The sequence below is a fragment of the Tunicatimonas pelagia genome (assembly GCF_030506325.1).
GTDB classification, from domain to species: Bacteria; Bacteroidota; Bacteroidia; order Cytophagales; family Cyclobacteriaceae; genus Tunicatimonas; species Tunicatimonas pelagia.
In genome coordinates, this window is record NZ_CP120683.1 from 1,321,807 (window position 1) to 1,336,586 (window position 14,780).

16 protein-coding genes are annotated in these 14,780 nt (G+C 45.1%); 9 read left to right on the plus strand and 7 right to left on the minus strand.

Annotated features, from left to right (window positions below; translation table 11 throughout):
• Window positions 1-58 precede the first annotated feature (58 nt).
• Complete coding sequence (locus P0M28_RS05465) at window positions 59-1,582, minus strand: LPP20 family lipoprotein (protein ID WP_302208601.1); 1,524 nt, start codon at window positions 1,580-1,582, stop codon at window positions 59-61.
• An 86-nt stretch (window positions 1,583-1,668) separates the two neighbouring features.
• Window positions 1,669-2,268, minus strand: coding sequence for an LPP20 family lipoprotein (locus P0M28_RS05470; protein ID WP_302208602.1), 600 nt, complete (start codon window positions 2,266-2,268; stop codon window positions 1,669-1,671).
• A gap of 285 nt (window positions 2,269-2,553) precedes the next feature.
• Between P0M28_RS05470 and P0M28_RS05475 the strand changes: the two genes are divergently transcribed.
• The 7 genes from P0M28_RS05475 to P0M28_RS05505 all read left to right on the plus strand — a co-directional run bounded on the left by P0M28_RS05475 (window position 2,554) and on the right by P0M28_RS05505 (window position 7,562).
• Window positions 2,554-4,428: a caspase family protein gene (locus P0M28_RS05475; protein WP_302208603.1), complete on the plus strand. Its 1,875-nt coding sequence runs from the start codon at window positions 2,554-2,556 to the stop codon at window positions 4,426-4,428.
• Between the two features lie 506 nt (window positions 4,429-4,934).
• Window positions 4,935-5,138 (plus strand): response regulator transcription factor, encoded by a 204-nt coding sequence (locus tag P0M28_RS05480; RefSeq protein ID WP_302208605.1) that lies wholly within the window; start codon window positions 4,935-4,937, stop codon window positions 5,136-5,138.
• A gap of 79 nt (window positions 5,139-5,217) precedes the next feature.
• On the plus strand, window positions 5,218-5,400 hold the full coding sequence (locus P0M28_RS05485; protein WP_302208607.1) for a hypothetical protein: 183 nt from the start codon (window positions 5,218-5,220) through the stop codon (window positions 5,398-5,400).
• A 34-nt stretch (window positions 5,401-5,434) separates the two neighbouring features.
• Complete coding sequence (locus tag P0M28_RS05490) at window positions 5,435-6,046, plus strand: porin family protein (protein WP_302208608.1); 612 nt, start codon at window positions 5,435-5,437, stop codon at window positions 6,044-6,046.
• Window positions 6,047-6,142: 96 nt separating this feature from the next.
• Complete coding sequence (locus P0M28_RS05495) at window positions 6,143-6,730, plus strand: hypothetical protein (protein ID WP_302208610.1); 588 nt, start codon at window positions 6,143-6,145, stop codon at window positions 6,728-6,730.
• 142 nt (window positions 6,731-6,872) lie between these two features.
• Complete coding sequence (locus P0M28_RS05500; protein WP_302208612.1) at window positions 6,873-7,268, plus strand: hypothetical protein; 396 nt, start codon at window positions 6,873-6,875, stop codon at window positions 7,266-7,268.
• Window positions 7,269-7,316: 48 nt separating this feature from the next.
• Complete coding sequence (locus P0M28_RS05505; RefSeq protein WP_302208613.1) at window positions 7,317-7,562, plus strand: hypothetical protein; 246 nt, start codon at window positions 7,317-7,319, stop codon at window positions 7,560-7,562.
• A gap of 15 nt (window positions 7,563-7,577) precedes the next feature.
• Here the strand turns inward: P0M28_RS05505 and P0M28_RS05510 are convergent, their stop codons facing one another.
• Window positions 7,578-9,038: an ISKra4 family transposase gene (locus P0M28_RS05510; RefSeq protein ID WP_302204760.1), complete on the minus strand. Its 1,461-nt coding sequence runs from the start codon at window positions 9,036-9,038 to the stop codon at window positions 7,578-7,580.
• A gap of 174 nt (window positions 9,039-9,212) precedes the next feature.
• On the opposite strand from P0M28_RS05510, the gene P0M28_RS05515 reads away from it, so the two are divergent.
• Window positions 9,213-9,572 (plus strand): hypothetical protein, encoded by a 360-nt coding sequence (locus tag P0M28_RS05515; RefSeq protein WP_302208614.1) that lies wholly within the window; start codon window positions 9,213-9,215, stop codon window positions 9,570-9,572.
• A gap of 102 nt (window positions 9,573-9,674) precedes the next feature.
• Here the strand turns inward: P0M28_RS05515 and P0M28_RS05520 are convergent, their stop codons facing one another.
• From P0M28_RS05520 to P0M28_RS05530, 3 genes are all read right to left on the minus strand, one after another.
• The gene (locus tag P0M28_RS05520) at window positions 9,675-10,409 is read right to left on the minus strand and encodes a hypothetical protein (RefSeq protein WP_302208615.1); all 735 of its coding nucleotides are present in this window, start codon (window positions 10,407-10,409) and stop codon (window positions 9,675-9,677) included.
• Window positions 10,363-10,956 (minus strand): RNA polymerase sigma factor, encoded by a 594-nt coding sequence (locus P0M28_RS05525; protein ID WP_302208616.1) that lies wholly within the window; start codon window positions 10,954-10,956, stop codon window positions 10,363-10,365. The genes P0M28_RS05520 and P0M28_RS05525 overlap by 47 nt, the downstream gene beginning before the upstream one ends.
• Window positions 10,957-11,250: 294 nt before the next feature.
• Window positions 11,251-12,075 (minus strand): hypothetical protein, encoded by an 825-nt coding sequence (locus P0M28_RS05530; RefSeq protein WP_302208617.1) that lies wholly within the window; start codon window positions 12,073-12,075, stop codon window positions 11,251-11,253.
• Between the two features lie 312 nt (window positions 12,076-12,387).
• On the opposite strand from P0M28_RS05530, the gene P0M28_RS05535 reads away from it, so the two are divergent.
• Window positions 12,388-12,987, plus strand: coding sequence for an outer membrane beta-barrel protein (locus P0M28_RS05535; RefSeq protein WP_302208618.1), 600 nt, complete (start codon window positions 12,388-12,390; stop codon window positions 12,985-12,987).
• A 69-nt stretch (window positions 12,988-13,056) separates the two neighbouring features.
• Here the strand turns inward: P0M28_RS05535 and P0M28_RS05540 are convergent, their stop codons facing one another.
• Entirely contained in the window at window positions 13,057-14,745 is a 1,689-nt protein-coding gene (locus P0M28_RS05540; RefSeq protein ID WP_302208619.1) for a hypothetical protein, read from the minus strand.
• Window positions 14,746-14,780 lie beyond the last annotated feature (35 nt).

A 14,780-nucleotide genomic window follows, 5' to 3' on the forward strand; every position in this document is an offset into this window, starting at 1 on the left:
GACTGAAGAGGTAGGTAACCAGTTAGCTATTCTGTTCTTCACCCCTTCAGATCTTCAATTAAGATGGATTTTTCATAGTGGTGATTACTAACCGTTGTTCCGCTCGGTACACTGACCCATCCTGTTTCATCCCTCGGTTTTTCTGGAGGATACTTCCGAGGTCTTCGGTAATAAAGCGGTACCCGCCCATATCTTGGGTAGCCAGTGGCACAAAGGACTCTTCCTGAGCATTAATTTGCAGCGTCTCAATACCGCAAGGCGCATCGGTGCAATCGCAGATAAAATCATACGGAACTTCCTGAACCTTGCCTACCTGATTCGCTTCTAAGTACTGGTCAAAGAAATGCACCCGACGACCGTCGGCCAGATGGTAAACAAAGCGAACGTGGCAGGGCATATTCACCCGAAAGAACACATTCATTCGCTCCCCTTCGGTAAACACCAGCGCATCCTCTCCCTTGTTCGTCCACACCTCCAAATCAATCCCATTGTCAGCTACCGCGTAGGTTTCCATCTGTTGTTGCTCCGCTACATTCTGATCGTAACGAACCGGCATATAGGCCAGTTGGGCTGATTCTACCACCTGCAAGTTAAGACGAGCCGTAGCCATACTGATAACTTGCTGAGCAAATACATCTTTTACAAATAGGCTCAAATGCAACTGGTCGCCCGAAACTTCGTAGGTTCCCCGCAGCGAATACCGCATGGTGGGGCTTCCCTGATTGAACTGTACATCGTCTAATCGCATCGTCTGCCAGTCGGCGTACTGAATTAGCTCTCGCTCCAAGCGGTCGCGGAAGAAGTAAGAGAACGTACTAGCCATCTCTGACTCCCGGTACAGCATAGGCGAAACCACCACCCGCTGCAAGGGTGCATCTAGTGACTGCTTAAGCTGATAAACCAAACCGTAGGCCAGATCGTCGAGTGAGTTGGCCGGTTTGCTAATCAGCTGGCGCAACGCATCCTCAATTTTCGGCAAGATAACCGAAGGTTCTTCCGGGGTAGCCGATGGCTGCAAACTAAGTAGCACCGCTCGCCAGGGAGCTTGCTGCGTCAGAAGGGTGCGGCACTGTAGCAATTGTTGTTCCGCTTCGGCCTTTTGCCCGTTATCCGCGTAGTGTTGCGCTTGCGTGAACCGATCGCGTAGCTGCTGATTAGCCTGGGTTAGTTTGCGCTGGTAATTAGCGATCACATCACTTCTAAGGGCGTATACCCAGGTATAAAACAGCTTCTTCTTGCGGTCGTGGTAGGTTTCTTTCTGTAGTCCTACCACTTCTAACTGGCTGTTGGCCGTTACCAGTGCTTGGTACGATGCGGAGAACGATTGGTCGGTCTGTTGCTTAAAGCTTTCGCTCGCTGATTTTATCTGTACCCGTACTTGCTCTACCAAATCTTTTTGCGCGGCAGCGTAGGCTTGCCGAACAATGCCCGCTTCGGAAGAGTCTTTGTGCCAGGTAACAATACCGAGGCCCGTCAGATACTTCTCCGACGGAAACCGAGCGGACACTCCTTTCTCTTTTACCCAATCGGGTTGCGCCAGAAGCGAGGAAGTTAGCAGCCAACAGCCCAGAAAGATACGCATGAACATGGCAGTAATTAGTTAGATGAATGAGTAATGAATATTGATTAATGACTGATGATTTACAATTATTCATTACTCATTATTCATCAATCATTATTAAGTTGCTGCATTTCCTGCTCAAAGATTTCGCGAAACTTCTTACGGTCGTATTCAATCTTGAGCTTGGTACCGTCGGACATACCTCCGGTGGTAGCACTTTCCATTGCGTTAACAAAATCGTCTCGCTTCAGGGTCATGGCTACGTGGGCTTCGTACACCATTTGGTTGTTCTGCTGCACCTCGTACATCTTTTGGTCGTCTACCATCACGTTGTTTAGCGACTGATCAACCAAGTTGCGGGTAAGCTCTTCAAATTTGGAGTTATACGCTAGGCCTACCGTATCTTCCGAAGAATCGTACTGCTCGCGATAGCGTTCTACCGCCGACTTTACGGTAGTCTGTACTTGCTGGGCAATGAAGGTACGAGCGTCTAAGCGAGCCTGCTCCAGCGCAAACCCCTGGTCGGGGCTTTTTCCCATACCTACTCCCCGGAAGGCTTCCTTGTCGCTCATATGCTCGGCAAAAGGAATAGTGATTTCAGTACGCTGCACTGATGATTGCGGGGCTTTTGAACCACAGCTTGCTAAGTAAAAGGTAGTAATCAGCCCAAACAAGGTGTAGCGAATAAAAAGAAACATACTCTTCATAAGTGAAATAAAGTTAAGTAATTGGTGAAACATGGTGGATAATATGTTATTCACTAATTCATACTCACCAGTAGCTAAAGGTTAATGAAAATACCTCGAAAATTAAAAATTTTTTTGGAAGAACCGGTGTATATAAGGTAAATTTCGAGCCGTGTTTTGCAAAACAGCTACGAAGACATTTAAGATATACGCTAAAATAATTGAGTTTATCATTAACCTAAACTGATATTTAGGTATAGAATAGTAGCTTGTTTTTTCTGACCCAACCATAGACGACCAATTACTATGTGGTACCGATACATTCTTCTGACTTCTCTAGCAACACTGAGCACTTTTCATCTTTTTGCCCAAAAAGATTACGATGACTACTCTGCGGCTCAGCGCACCGATGTATTATACGAAGACTTTGATGATAACCGAAACAAATGGTTTGTAGGATACGAAAGGAAAGGAAGGCGGTCGGGAGAAATTAGGGATGGTCAGTATGTTTGGCAGTCGAAATCGCTCATGTACGACGAGCACGCCAGTTGGAACCAAGTTTCCTTAGATCAAACCCGAGATTTTGAGATTGAGACCCGACTAAAGCTGGTTGATGGAAATCCGAAGAAAAGTATCGCTCTCTCTTGGGGCCGATCCGACCGAGGCAGCTTTTTCTTCGGGTTCAAAGAAAACAAGTATTACGTTAGTGATTGGCGTAAAGTAGGCGGAGTAACGATCTACGTTGATGGACGGCAGACTAGCCACCTCAATCGGAATGATTACAATACTCTGACCGTTCGAAAGGTTGATCGCTTTTACCGCTTCTTTATTAATGAGAAACTGGTGTACTCCATGAATTTTAAGGATTTCTACGGATCCAATATTGGGTTTGAGTCAAACAATCTAATTCACGTAGACTATCTGCGGGTTTCGTATCTGGATGAACCAAGCACGCTTCCTTTGGCGAGTAAAAATTCTCAAAACGAACTATCTGATAATAAGCCACCGAAAGAAGAAGCCAACTTAGACCAAGCGCAAGAAGTTGAGGTTCCACCTCAGAGCAAGCCCAAGGAGAACCTCGTTCCGGATTCGCCTCCTACTCAAATAGCAGCTTCAGAAACATCTACTGATAAACCGAGCACAAGCGAACCAACGGTAGCAAACCCCAATGAAATTAACACGGTAGACACTCCCGAGCCGATAAGTGCTGCGGCTAGCGCGGGCGACAATCCGATTATCGTCATTACCGAACCAACCCTAACCCGGGGCTTTAAACAGATTGCCGTACAAAATATTCGGATTGTTGGGCGGGCTACGGATCAAGATGGTATCAAAGAAGTGCTTATCAACGGTCAGCCTGCTTGGCTGCGGCCCGACGGGCAATTCAGCTTGGAAGCTCCGCTACGCCTGGGTGATAATAAATTTGACATTGTAGCCACCGACCGATTTCAGCAAAGCTCTACTAGCACATTTTCCATCCATCGTGATGCCCCTTCTCGAGAAAAAAGGCTCGCTCTGATTATTGGCAATAGTGCTTACGAGCAAGGTGGACAGCTTCGCAACCCCATTAACGATGCCAACGCCATGCAATCAACGCTGGAAAGTATGGGCTTTACGGTGATGAAGTACGAGAACTGTCGTCAGAACGATATTAAACGAGCGATTGATGAGTTTGGGCAAAAACTGAAGGAATATGAAGTGGGATTATTTTTTTACGCCGGACACGGTGTGCAGGTAAGCGGAAGTAATTATTTGATTCCGGTTGACGCCCAACTGTCCAGTGCCCACGACGTAGAATATGACTGTGTACGGGCCGACCGGGTATTGGCAAAAATGGAAGCAGCAAACTCCCGTACCAATATTGTTATGTTAGATGCCTGTCGGGATAATCCGTTTGAGCGCAGTTGGAGTCGTAGCACGCAGGGCAATGGCTTGGCGTTTATGAATGCTCCCCAAGGCTCAATGGTTGCTTACGCCACCGCTCCCGGACAAACTGCTTCTGATGGTGGCGGGCAACACGGTATCTACACCGAAGCTCTTCTCAAGCACTTACCTACTCCCAATATCACTATTGAGCAGGTTTTTAAACGAGTGCGCTCTACGGTAGCCCAAAAATCCGAAGGAAAGCAAATTCCTTGGGAGTCCACTTCACTTACCGGAGATTTTTACTTCAAAAAGTAGCCACTCAGCATTTGAGGTTACTCTCGTAGTGCTACTATCAATTTAACCTTTTCTCATTGCTTGTAGTATAACTCGTTTTTAGTAGTTTCGTCACCAAATTATAGGAACTAAATGTACTGACATTATATCTTAGGAGCATAATCCTCGGGTGAGCGAATGCGACCAACACCCCTAAATTATTTTGCTATTACACCTAAATACGGGTACCAATCGGGTAAAGTATACAACTCGCTTTCTACTTTTCTTCTTTCAAATATTTCTCTGCGATTATACATTCAAAATTAAGTACCTACATAAACATGTAGGTGACATTTTTTCTACGCCTCCCATTAACCTTTGCCTTTCAACCTGGATAATGAAATAATGACTAATGGTTAATGAGTGATGACGAATGAGTAGTGAATAATGAGTGAATACTCGCTATTCTATCACTCTCTCATTCCACTGTTCTTTCGTGCTCTCATTAATCATCAACCACTATTCATTAATCATCAACTACTGATATTATGAAAGAACCTATTGAAACACTGACCGAACAAGAACGCAAAGTAGCCAGCGGCTTAGCCGAAGGTGATAGCTATCAGCAGATTGCTGACCAGCTTGGCGTGTCCATTAATACTGTGCGATTTCATATTAAGAACATCTACCGTAAACTACAGGTGCACAGTAAAATAGAGGTAGTAAAACGATCCGTGCGGGGAGAACTTTAAAAAGTTTTTTACCTACATCATTAACCTTGAGCAGTAGCCAGGCATATACTAGTGAAAACAATGAAAAACGCTATCAATTATGCGACGCGACACTCAAAACTTTCTACGACTTATTTTTCTCGCCCTAGCTATCTTGGTTATGAAAACCGTGAGCGGAATTGATGAGAGCAGTCAGCAGCAAGTGCGGCCTAACACTGCCGGAGGGGTATCGTCAATCGTTGTTTCTGATACTACCAGTCTTCATCACAAAACCTTATATTAGTAGCCGAATTTTCTAGTCTAGATTTCACAAACCTATGTATACAAAAAGATTATTACTCGCTTTCGCCTTTGCCTTGGCAACATTCTCAACTCAAGCCCAACAGCAGCTCGATCGTTTTGAGTACGGTGTGCGGATTGGATTAAACTTTGGGTCACTCTTCAATGCTGACAAAGGTGAAATTTATGGAGTGAAAAGCGGATTGGCTATAGGAGGATTAGCAAAGTTCCGCTTATCTCGCTGGATTGCTTTTCAGCCCGAGCTACTGTACGCTCAACAGGGAGCTGTTGATACCCTCACTACTGCGTTTACAAGTACACCGATACAAGTAAGGAATAGTTACCTCGTTGCTCCTTTGTTAGTTAAGTTATATCCGGCTCGTAAATTCAGTTTACAAATTGGCCCCCAATTAGGTATTTTGATATCGTCAAAAATTGATGGTTCCGATAGTCGAAGTGAGTTTATCCCAGTAGACCTAGCGTTGGCATTTGGAGTAGAATATGAATTTAACAAAGGGCTACTTTTAGGTCTGCGGTTTAGTTCAAGTTTGATTGATATTGATGAAAATGATACAGTATCCAGCTTGTCAGGTAATCCGAAAGTGCTACAGAATGGTTACTTCCTGCTTAGTACCGGTTGGCGATTTTAACCTAAAGCAACGAAAAAAACACGGTTGAATATTTTTAAAGGCTGGGCGTAAATCCGGAGCAGCCTTGTTTACCTTCTGTACTCAAATTATTCTACTATGAAAATAGCAGCGTACTTCTGTATGGGTGGGCTATTTATGTCCACGCTGGCTTGTAACTATACCGATCACGAGGCCTTGCTGCCCGTTCCTCAATCCGGTGCTATTAATCCAACCGTAACTTCACGTGAGGTTTATCCATTTATAATGCAACTCTTGGTAAAATCTCAAAAAGCATACATCCCGACTTCTACCACCACAGTTCGTGAGAATGCACTGGATGCTTGGAAAGACTTTATCTATCACCTGCTACAATCTCCAGAACAATGGAAAAATGCAGACTATTATCTCCAATGGTACGAGGATAATTTAGCGTACTCTTGCGCTTTTACTTCCGTACAGCAAGAGGGTAGCACGTTTAGTATACATTGGGACTACAATCAGCTAACCTGTTACCGTCCCAAAGCACCTCAGTCTGGCTCTTGTACCCTTACCATGTACCAACAATCAGGCACTTTCTACGCTCAGTTTGAGTATAACCAGATAGCCTTTGGTACCAAAGTCATTAGTGGTTTTCACACCTTACAAGGTAGAGTAGAAGTTGATGGCTCACCACACGTAATCAGCGAGACGCTTAACCTACAATAGTCAAGTACGTCACTCACCTCCCTCCGCCATCGGCAAACTCATCCGTTTTTAATCATAATCGTACACGGGTTAGACTTAGCAAGGTCTTTCACTGAATTTTGGGGAAGAAACTGCTAAAATTGCAGAAAACCACAAAGTACGAATGACACGTTCTATTATTCCTATAATTAGCTTCTTCCTAATCAGTTCATTATCCTACGCTCAGGAAGTAGCCATTGATCTTAGCATTGACCGTTTATCACCTCGAGCAATCAGCTACTCCCCTGAGATGGACTGGCGTAGCACTTTTCATCCACTGTTGGAGGTAGAATTTGAAACTTCATCAGAAGTTTCCGACTACCAGCAAGAAGAAGGCACAGTGGATGACCAGAAACATCGCTTCTGGAAGATTGAAGAGATCATTCTAAATGCTCCTGACTGCCGCCCCCACTTCTTAATCAAAGAGAGGTTGCCTCACCGCTGCTCTGGCATCCAGATATCAGAACAAGATATAGAAAACCTGGAGAAGATTATTTCTGATTTGCAAACGGTTTATTAATTGTAATACTGGCATGAACTGCGTTGGTCAGTAGCAATAATGGGGGTCATGAGATACATCTATGTCATATGTATTTTTCTTTTAAGCTCTTGTGGGGTAAAAGAAATCGAGTCAGTCAGTCAAAATACTCCCGGAGAGATTGAAAAACCTGTAGAAGATGACTCAATTGTTTCTCAGGCTCAAGCTCAGGAGGTCGAGTCAGTACCAGAAACTAATGAAACTGAGCCAATGATATTTGATTTAGGTAGTGAATCTTTATTTACGGATACTTGTGCTTTTTACTTGAGTGTATAACAAAAAGGGTGTAACTCAGGCAGCTTTTTGGTAAAGAGCTTGTTGTTCGTGTTTGACTACTGTTTGTAGGTAGTTGTCCCAATCGCCGTTCTTTCTGACGGCTCGTAGGTTGAGCATATTCTGCGCACCTTGTTTTCCCCAATGCATGCCGTTTCTCTCCATACGGCTCTTTACAAAATGTCCACAGGCACTTTCCACCGCTCCGGTGGTGATAGGAAATCCTAGCTGTAGATAGGTTTTGTAATCTACCATATGCTGATGGTTGGTCAGGTAGGTGATGGCTCGTTGGACAGTGTCACGCTTGTATTGAGACAAGGTAGCCTGTTGCAAGATAACTTGCCATTGCTGTCGTACCTCATCATGCTGGCTGTCTAGTAACAAGGCGGCTTGGCTTCTCACCCAAGCAAAACGATTGGGATGCTTCTCCCCCCAATGAGCGTTAGCCACCTTCCAAACGTACTCTAGCAAGTGAATAAAATCCAGTACGTAGGCCTCTACCCGATGGGTAACTTTCTTTTCTTCTACCACTTGCCGAACTGCTTTTTCTAAGGCTCGGTCACCGTCTATCAAAACGATGATCGGCTTTTTTGCACTAGCATCGCGCCGAAGTAGGTTTTCCACCCCGTAGCGGATGGCCCCTACCTTGTCTGAGAGAAAGGCTCGTAGATGCTTGTGCTCGTGCCAGGTATGCCCTCCATCGGGCTTCTGCGGCTCATGGGTAGGGCAAAACAAGCTCTCTAAGAGTTCTTGAGCCTGCCGGGGCCGCGGGGTAAACGAACTGCTCAGGCTTACTGTGGCTTCTTTTTTGACCCCCTTCTTCTGTCCTTTGCTCAGACGAACCGCCGTACTTTCCTCAGCTCGCTGAGTTTCGCTGCGACGAATGGGCACCCCCTTACCGTCAAAGCCTACGCTCAAATGAGTACCATCTTCTATGTTTTCCCAGGCTTGTTGCTCATAAAAGTCTTTTACTTGCTCGCAAAGCCTGTAACTACACCGTTGGCTTTGCATACCCCTTAGGGGATGACCTAAGATGCGCTCCAACTGCTCAGCACTTTGGGCAAAGTCCATCTCGGTGGCCCCATACCCTAACCAATCATCCAATACGTAAGAATAGTTGCTCTTGGGTAAGCCCAACGCTTCGTCCAGCCGGTAATAGCTCTTACCAGTGGTTGAGTAATACTTGGGGCGGGCAATGGATAACGGGCCAAAAATGCTTCGGTAAGGCCGACTACGCAGCCCGGTGTTCTTCATCTTTTCCCCTGCACGATCAACGGGAACCCCCTGAACAGCGACTACCTGTTGTATACTCAAAATGTAGTATTCTAACAGTTGAAAACCTAACTGCAATAAACTGGTAAACAAAGACCGCTCTACCTGATGAATTCTCATTCCTTCTTTACTTCGGGCATCCATTTGGGCTATTATCTGATCTAAGTGTTGTCTTATCTGGTTGATTTTTGCTTCCTTTACTTCCATAGCGAGTTTTTTTGATGGTGGTTGAAGACCTCAAAATTAAGGGAATCTCTGCATTCCCACTCGCTTTTCCTCTGCACCCAATTCGTTATACACTCTTTTTACTTTGCCTGTGATTGCTGTTCTGGAAATCTGATCTTAAGATCTGACCTATCCTTTTATCAGGTAGATTATTGTATGTCCGATATAGGTCTCACCCATGGCAACTATGAAATCTTTAACGATACGTTAACATTAAACTTCGATGGAATCTGTATCAGGAAAGAATACAATTGGGCAAACGAGGTAGATACTTCAGCGGTCGATTACTTTATTACTGATACATTACTGAGTTCATTTACTCACCGCTACGTGACAACCGGTTGTGGGGAAAAAATGAAACTGGTAAAAGTTAGTGGTGATGAGGTAGGAGTTGAATCGAGCAAAGATTATCAAAGTTTTGAAAACTTTCTGAAAAGCGAAGGCATTATCGCTAGATTAACGGATATGATGAAAAGGCTACAACCAATATCGCAAAGTAGTCAATCTAGCGATTGATGCAATAGTCTCCAACTTTCTCCGGTAGGATTTACAAGTGAGAAAAACCTACGGGCACAAGAAGGCGCATAGGCTTTGATAATACTTTGAAGTAGTTATTACCTACTCTTGAGTCGTAAGCGGTTGCTCAGTAGCTGATCCCGCCAAGTCAATCAGATAAGATTCTTCATTAATTTGCAACACTATCCCACCGTCCTGATTGACTAGTTGAAGGGGATCGGCAAAGATTTCTTGCGGATAGTACACTCGTAAAGTATCATCAATCAGTTGATAGGTAGCTTCCGTACGACTTTCATCAATCACTAGCAGTGCGTGAGCTACTTGCGAAATGCCTTCACTAGCGATAGCGTAGGATGATGTGTAGGTATCAGTTCCAGCGTAACTGGGGGCTTCTACCTGCCCTCCGGTAACGGGTGCATCTGTTTTTGTAGTATCTTCTACCGCTACTTGACCATTACCGTTGGAGGAATCCGATAGGTTAAGAAAAACAACGGCAGCAGCTAGCACCAATGCCAGCGAAGCCGCAATAGCCCAACGAACCGTGTTCGGACTGACAAATAGTGGGCGCACCGTAGCTTCATCACTCTCTTGAGATTCCTCTTCCTCTTCCTCTTCAATAGTGCCACGCTGGGCGGCTAGGTTGGCTTTTAGCTGTTCTTTTAGTTGGGCTGCTCCGTGGGCTTCCACTCGCTCGTGGATCAGTTCCCGTAGGCGAACCGCCTGCCGAAACTCATCATCAGAAGCTACCTTCTCCTGGAATTGTGTCTCTTCTGTTTCGGTGAGATCCTGCTCAAAGTGTCGATCCAGGAGCTCCCGGTCTTCGTTGGTCAAGTTCATACAAGTATTCTTTTAAGGTTTCTTTTTGCGCCGGTAGCAGCGACTTTTCAATCGTCTGAATACACTGGCGTTTTTTAACTTTTACCGTCTCTTTATTCTTATATCCCAGTTTTTGGGCAATGGTTAACATGTCGAGGCGATTAAAATAAAAAAAAGTTAAAATGGCCGCGCAGGGGTCACCCAGATTACCGAGAATTTCGTCAAGTGCCCCACTGAGTTCTTCCAGCGGATTGCTCGAGTCTTGGGTATCAGTATCGGATACTACCGACATCATGGGGGCGGGACGGGTAAGCTTCTTCATCCAGAGATTTCGAGATGTTCGGTAGAGAAACCCGCCAATTTTTCCTTCGCCATCGTAACGATAAGCTTCGCTGAGTACTTTCTGATAAAATATTACCTGAGCTTCAGCAAACACGTCTTCGGCATCTTCAATAGCTCCACTATTTGACAGCACGTACTTTCGTACACTAACGAAATGGCGATTAAGCTGGCTGAGCACTTCGTAATTTCCGGCTTTGATCTGGTCAATTATTTCCTGGTCTTTCATGATACCACAGAGATTGCAAGTTGCATATTCTCTGCAAAAGTAACATCATTCCCGACAATTAGAAAAATGAGAATACAGGATCGGAATTGAGAGAACGGAGTCCGAAGACGGGAGCGGTTCCCCGCCGGGACCGAAGAATGAAGGGTAGAAATGGTGTTAATTTTGATTTGTCGAGCGTCGTTCCAGGTAGACTGTGGACTATCGACCGTTGACCGTTCCACGGCGCCTGTTAACAAAAAAAGAAAGCTACCGCCAAAGAGCAGTAGCTTTCGTTGATCTGAGCAATCTCACCGACTAAAAAGATAGGTTAGAGAAGTCTAGATTGAACGAGGGTAAGCTAGGTTTAGACTCGTAGCGGGCAGCCGAGCTATTAGAAACTGTCGCTGGAATGAAAAACTGACCTTGCAGATTAAACGGGTTGGAAATTATGCTGAGTTCTCCGTTTACTAGCTCTACTTCTACCGCTTGCCCATCAAATGTTACTTGGTACACACTATTCTCGCTAGTAGTTCCAATCTGGGTTTGAGCTTCGGCCACTAGGAAGATCCGACCTCGGTCAATAACCATGATGTAGGGAAAAGTCTGAGCATCGCTAGAACCTAGGGTGTACGGGTACTGACCGGGGCTTATGGTTCCTGGATTAGTAGCGTTGAAGGCAATGGCAGTGATAACTCCTTCAATGTTATCGTCCCCATCGTTATCCTGGCTAGCTGCTTCGTCAGCGTAATAGTATTCCGTCAAATAAGCGCCCGTTTCATTGGGCTGCGCTTCAGTTTCGGCACCTAAGTAGAAGGGAAATTCATAACTCCCGTTATCAAAGGTGATCACACCCACGGCCTGATTGGTTTGACCACCGCCGGGAGTAGTAGGATTGCCGCCACCAGGAGTTGTCGGGTTGCTGCCGCCGCCGGGGGTTGTGGGAAGGCTACCAGGAGTAGACCCACCACCACCTAAATCGGGTAATCCCGGATTCGGATTTTGATTATCCGGCGTAGTGGGTACTGGATCTTCAGATTGAGTACAGGCACTGAAGATAACGAGTAGTGCAAAAGCAAATAATTTAGCGAAGCGGAATGCCGCCCAGCGGAATGCCGCCCAGTTGAATAATGAAGTGTTCATAATTTTTTCTTGTTTCTGATGATACATGGTTGATTAAACTTTCGCTTACATATACCATCAGGATAAAGAAGGTTAATGGCGAGAGAGAATTTTTTTGGAGAAGGGAGAAGGGAACTTCAAGACGGAAAGCAAAAGGTCAAAATGCACGCAAAAATATTTTTGGACTGACTTCTTACTTCGGTCTTCTAACTCCTTTTCGTCTGTAGGAAGTTTTTTTAAGAAAATTTTGCGAACTGTATTAACCTTCGGGCGGGTGGCTGGATAGTAGGGTGAATTTTACATTAAAAACACCTTGACTAAACGTAAAAAATCATGAAAAATTTAGTAGCTATCATCATTCTTTTCTTAAGCGTTTCACTGGCTCACGCGCAATCAGAAAACGATAAAAACAAAGTGTACGTAAATCCCAAAGTTGGAGTACACTTCGCGTCGCTCTCTACTGAAACTGCTGAACAAGGTAGCCGAGTAGGGATGAACGTTGGCATAGACATGTTGATTAAGTCCAGTAAAAAGAGTTGGTTTTTCTGGCAACCTGGCCTGCATTACTACCGCACGGGTGCTCAACTAGTACACCAAGGAACTACCCAACAAGAAATGGATAACCAAGTGCATTTTAACACATTAAAAGCACCCATCAGCGGGGGCATGTACCTGACAGGTTCGGACGGGCTACTACGTATCTGGGTGAATGCGGGAATTACCCCTACCCTACTGCTAGGTGTTCAGGAAAATGAATACGGTCTTAGCCGAGAAGCATTCCGGGGAGCCACTTTGGGAATTAACGGCGGCATCGGTATTGAAGTACTGATCGTTACCTTGGAGTTGAATTACGAGCACGGAATCACGCCAATGCTCAGTGGCAATGAAGGTACTAACCGTATGTTCTCAATCTCCGCCGGACTCCGCTTTTAATTAATGACGAATGAATAATGATTGATGATTAATAACAGATATCGTTCATTAGTCATCAATCATTACTAATTACTTCTTGCAGGATTCTGCTAGATTTTTAAATGCTGATACCAAAGCCCGGGCTTCTTCAATAGTATTTGCCAGCAGTTCAACCTCATTTTCGTAACCCTCTACTTCTCCTTGTTCTATCTCTCGAACTAAGTCGCGCTGAGCAGTGGTTTTGAGCGTTACGATAATACGCTCTCCCTTGGTATCAAAAGTGACGAGCCGAGGATTCATATCAGCCATATTCCACTCAAATACTTTCTCTTCTCCCTCATCGTCAATCAGCGTATACGTAAGCAGGCACTGATCTGAACCGGGGGTAAATGACTGTTCATAGCGATCATCGCCTTCATCTACCGTCCCGATATTATCCCGCAGAAACTGCAAGGTGGTACCAGGAGTAGGATTGGAACCAACGGAAGCCACAAACAAATTTTGCTGATTCGCTTGGGCTAAGGTAACTAACTGCCGGAGTGCCCCCACCCAACGCCGAGCCTCATCTACACTGGGGGCCTGCATAACAATTTCATCCGTAAATCCATCTACTACATCATCTTCTAACTCCTGCACCAAATCCCGCTCCGCTTCGGTTTTTAGCTCAATCAGCACCTCGCTGCCTTTAGTATCAAAGTCTATGGTGCGGGGATTAATATCAGCCGGGTTTACCAAAAACGTAACCTCTTCTCCCTCACTAGCTTCAATGATGGTGTAGCTAAATTGCTGAGTAGCAGCATCGTAGTTCACCGATTGTTCGTAGGTTTCCTTTTCAAGTGCAACATTGCCAACCTGGCTGGTTAGATAAGAAACTGTTTGATCCAAGCTAGGATTATTCACGCCGGGTAAAAACGAGTTATCGTACCGTTGTTCAGCTTGCGTAATTAGCGCCTTGAGTGCTTTTTCTAAAGCACGACCTTGCTCAATATCAGTAGCAATAATCTGCAACTCATGTTCGTAGTCATCCGCCTCTCCGTTCTCTAAGGTTTGAATTAAATCGCGTCCGCCGATGGTTTCTAGTGTTACCAGCACTTGCCCTCGTTTCGTATCAAACGATACACTTTGCTCGTTAAAGTCAACCATGTTGGCCACATAACTATTTACCTCGCCCTCGTTGGCATCCTCTTGCTCGTAAGTGATAATTGTCGGAAGAGATAGATCGTAAGCCAACGTTTGGTTAATCGCCCCATCAGATGTTTCAATTTCACCCACTTCCGCAGTTAAAAACCCCAAAGCATCCTCGAATGTGGGATTAGCCTTTCCGTATATCAGAATCTCTTTACTTTGCTCTCCGCAGTTCTGCACTACCTCCTTAAATGCTTTTACAATCGCCCGGGCGTTTTCAATATCAACGGCGTAAAATTGAAAGTTATCGCTAAAATCTTCGGCTTCACCATCTTCAAAAACCTGCACTAATTCCTTGTCACCGCGCGTTTCTACCTCAATTACCACCTCCCTACTGCGGGTATCGAACCTAATTTTGTGTTCGTTCAGGTCTGCCGCATTCACCTTGTAGGTTGTTTCCTCCCCATCATCAGTATCTAGCACCGTAAACGTAAGCAAACAAGCATTGTCTGAAGTGTACGAAAATGACTGCTCGTACATATCATCTTTTATCTGAACATCCTGAACAGCCTGGCTTAGTGTGTTCCAAGCAGGCTGAGCTAGTACCGGACTACCAAACAGCAGGGCTACTAAGAGTACTGTGGTGCGCTTCATATTATTTTAGGCAGTGCTACGCAGTAGGTTAAAAG

Bases quoted from the DNA above. Each gene is read 5' to 3' on its own strand.
- P0M28_RS05475 (WP_302208603.1), top strand. From the start codon at position 2,554: ATGTGGTACCGATACATTCTTCTGACTTCTCTAGCAACACTGAGCACT.
- P0M28_RS05500 (WP_302208612.1), top strand. From the start codon at position 6,873: ATGACACGTTCTATTATTCCTATAATTAGCTTCTTCCTAATCAGTTCA.
- P0M28_RS05505 (WP_302208613.1), top strand. From the start codon at position 7,317: ATGAGATACATCTATGTCATATGTATTTTTCTTTTAAGCTCTTGTGGG.
- P0M28_RS05525 (WP_302208616.1), bottom strand. From the start codon at position 10,956: ATGAAAGACCAGGAAATAATTGACCAGATCAAAGCCGGAAATTACGAA.
- P0M28_RS05510 (WP_302204760.1), bottom strand. From the start codon at position 9,038: ATGGAAGTAAAGGAAGCAAAAATCAACCAGATAAGACAACACTTAGAT.
- P0M28_RS05530 (WP_302208617.1), bottom strand. From the start codon at position 12,075: ATGAACACTTCATTATTCAACTGGGCGGCATTCCGCTGGGCGGCATTC.
- P0M28_RS05480 (WP_302208605.1), top strand. From the start codon at position 4,935: ATGAAAGAACCTATTGAAACACTGACCGAACAAGAACGCAAAGTAGCC.
- P0M28_RS05470 (WP_302208602.1), bottom strand. From the start codon at position 2,268: ATGAAGAGTATGTTTCTTTTTATTCGCTACACCTTGTTTGGGCTGATT.
- P0M28_RS05465 (WP_302208601.1), bottom strand. From the start codon at position 1,582: ATGCGTATCTTTCTGGGCTGTTGGCTGCTAACTTCCTCGCTTCTGGCG.
- P0M28_RS05490 (WP_302208608.1), top strand. From the start codon at position 5,435: ATGTATACAAAAAGATTATTACTCGCTTTCGCCTTTGCCTTGGCAACA.
- P0M28_RS05515 (WP_302208614.1), top strand. From the start codon at position 9,213: ATGTCCGATATAGGTCTCACCCATGGCAACTATGAAATCTTTAACGAT.
- P0M28_RS05535 (WP_302208618.1), top strand. From the start codon at position 12,388: ATGAAAAATTTAGTAGCTATCATCATTCTTTTCTTAAGCGTTTCACTG.
- P0M28_RS05520 (WP_302208615.1), bottom strand. From the start codon at position 10,409: ATGAACTTGACCAACGAAGACCGGGAGCTCCTGGATCGACACTTTGAG.
- P0M28_RS05485 (WP_302208607.1), top strand. From the start codon at position 5,218: ATGCGACGCGACACTCAAAACTTTCTACGACTTATTTTTCTCGCCCTA.
- P0M28_RS05495 (WP_302208610.1), top strand. From the start codon at position 6,143: ATGAAAATAGCAGCGTACTTCTGTATGGGTGGGCTATTTATGTCCACG.
- P0M28_RS05540 (WP_302208619.1), bottom strand. From the start codon at position 14,745: ATGAAGCGCACCACAGTACTCTTAGTAGCCCTGCTGTTTGGTAGTCCG.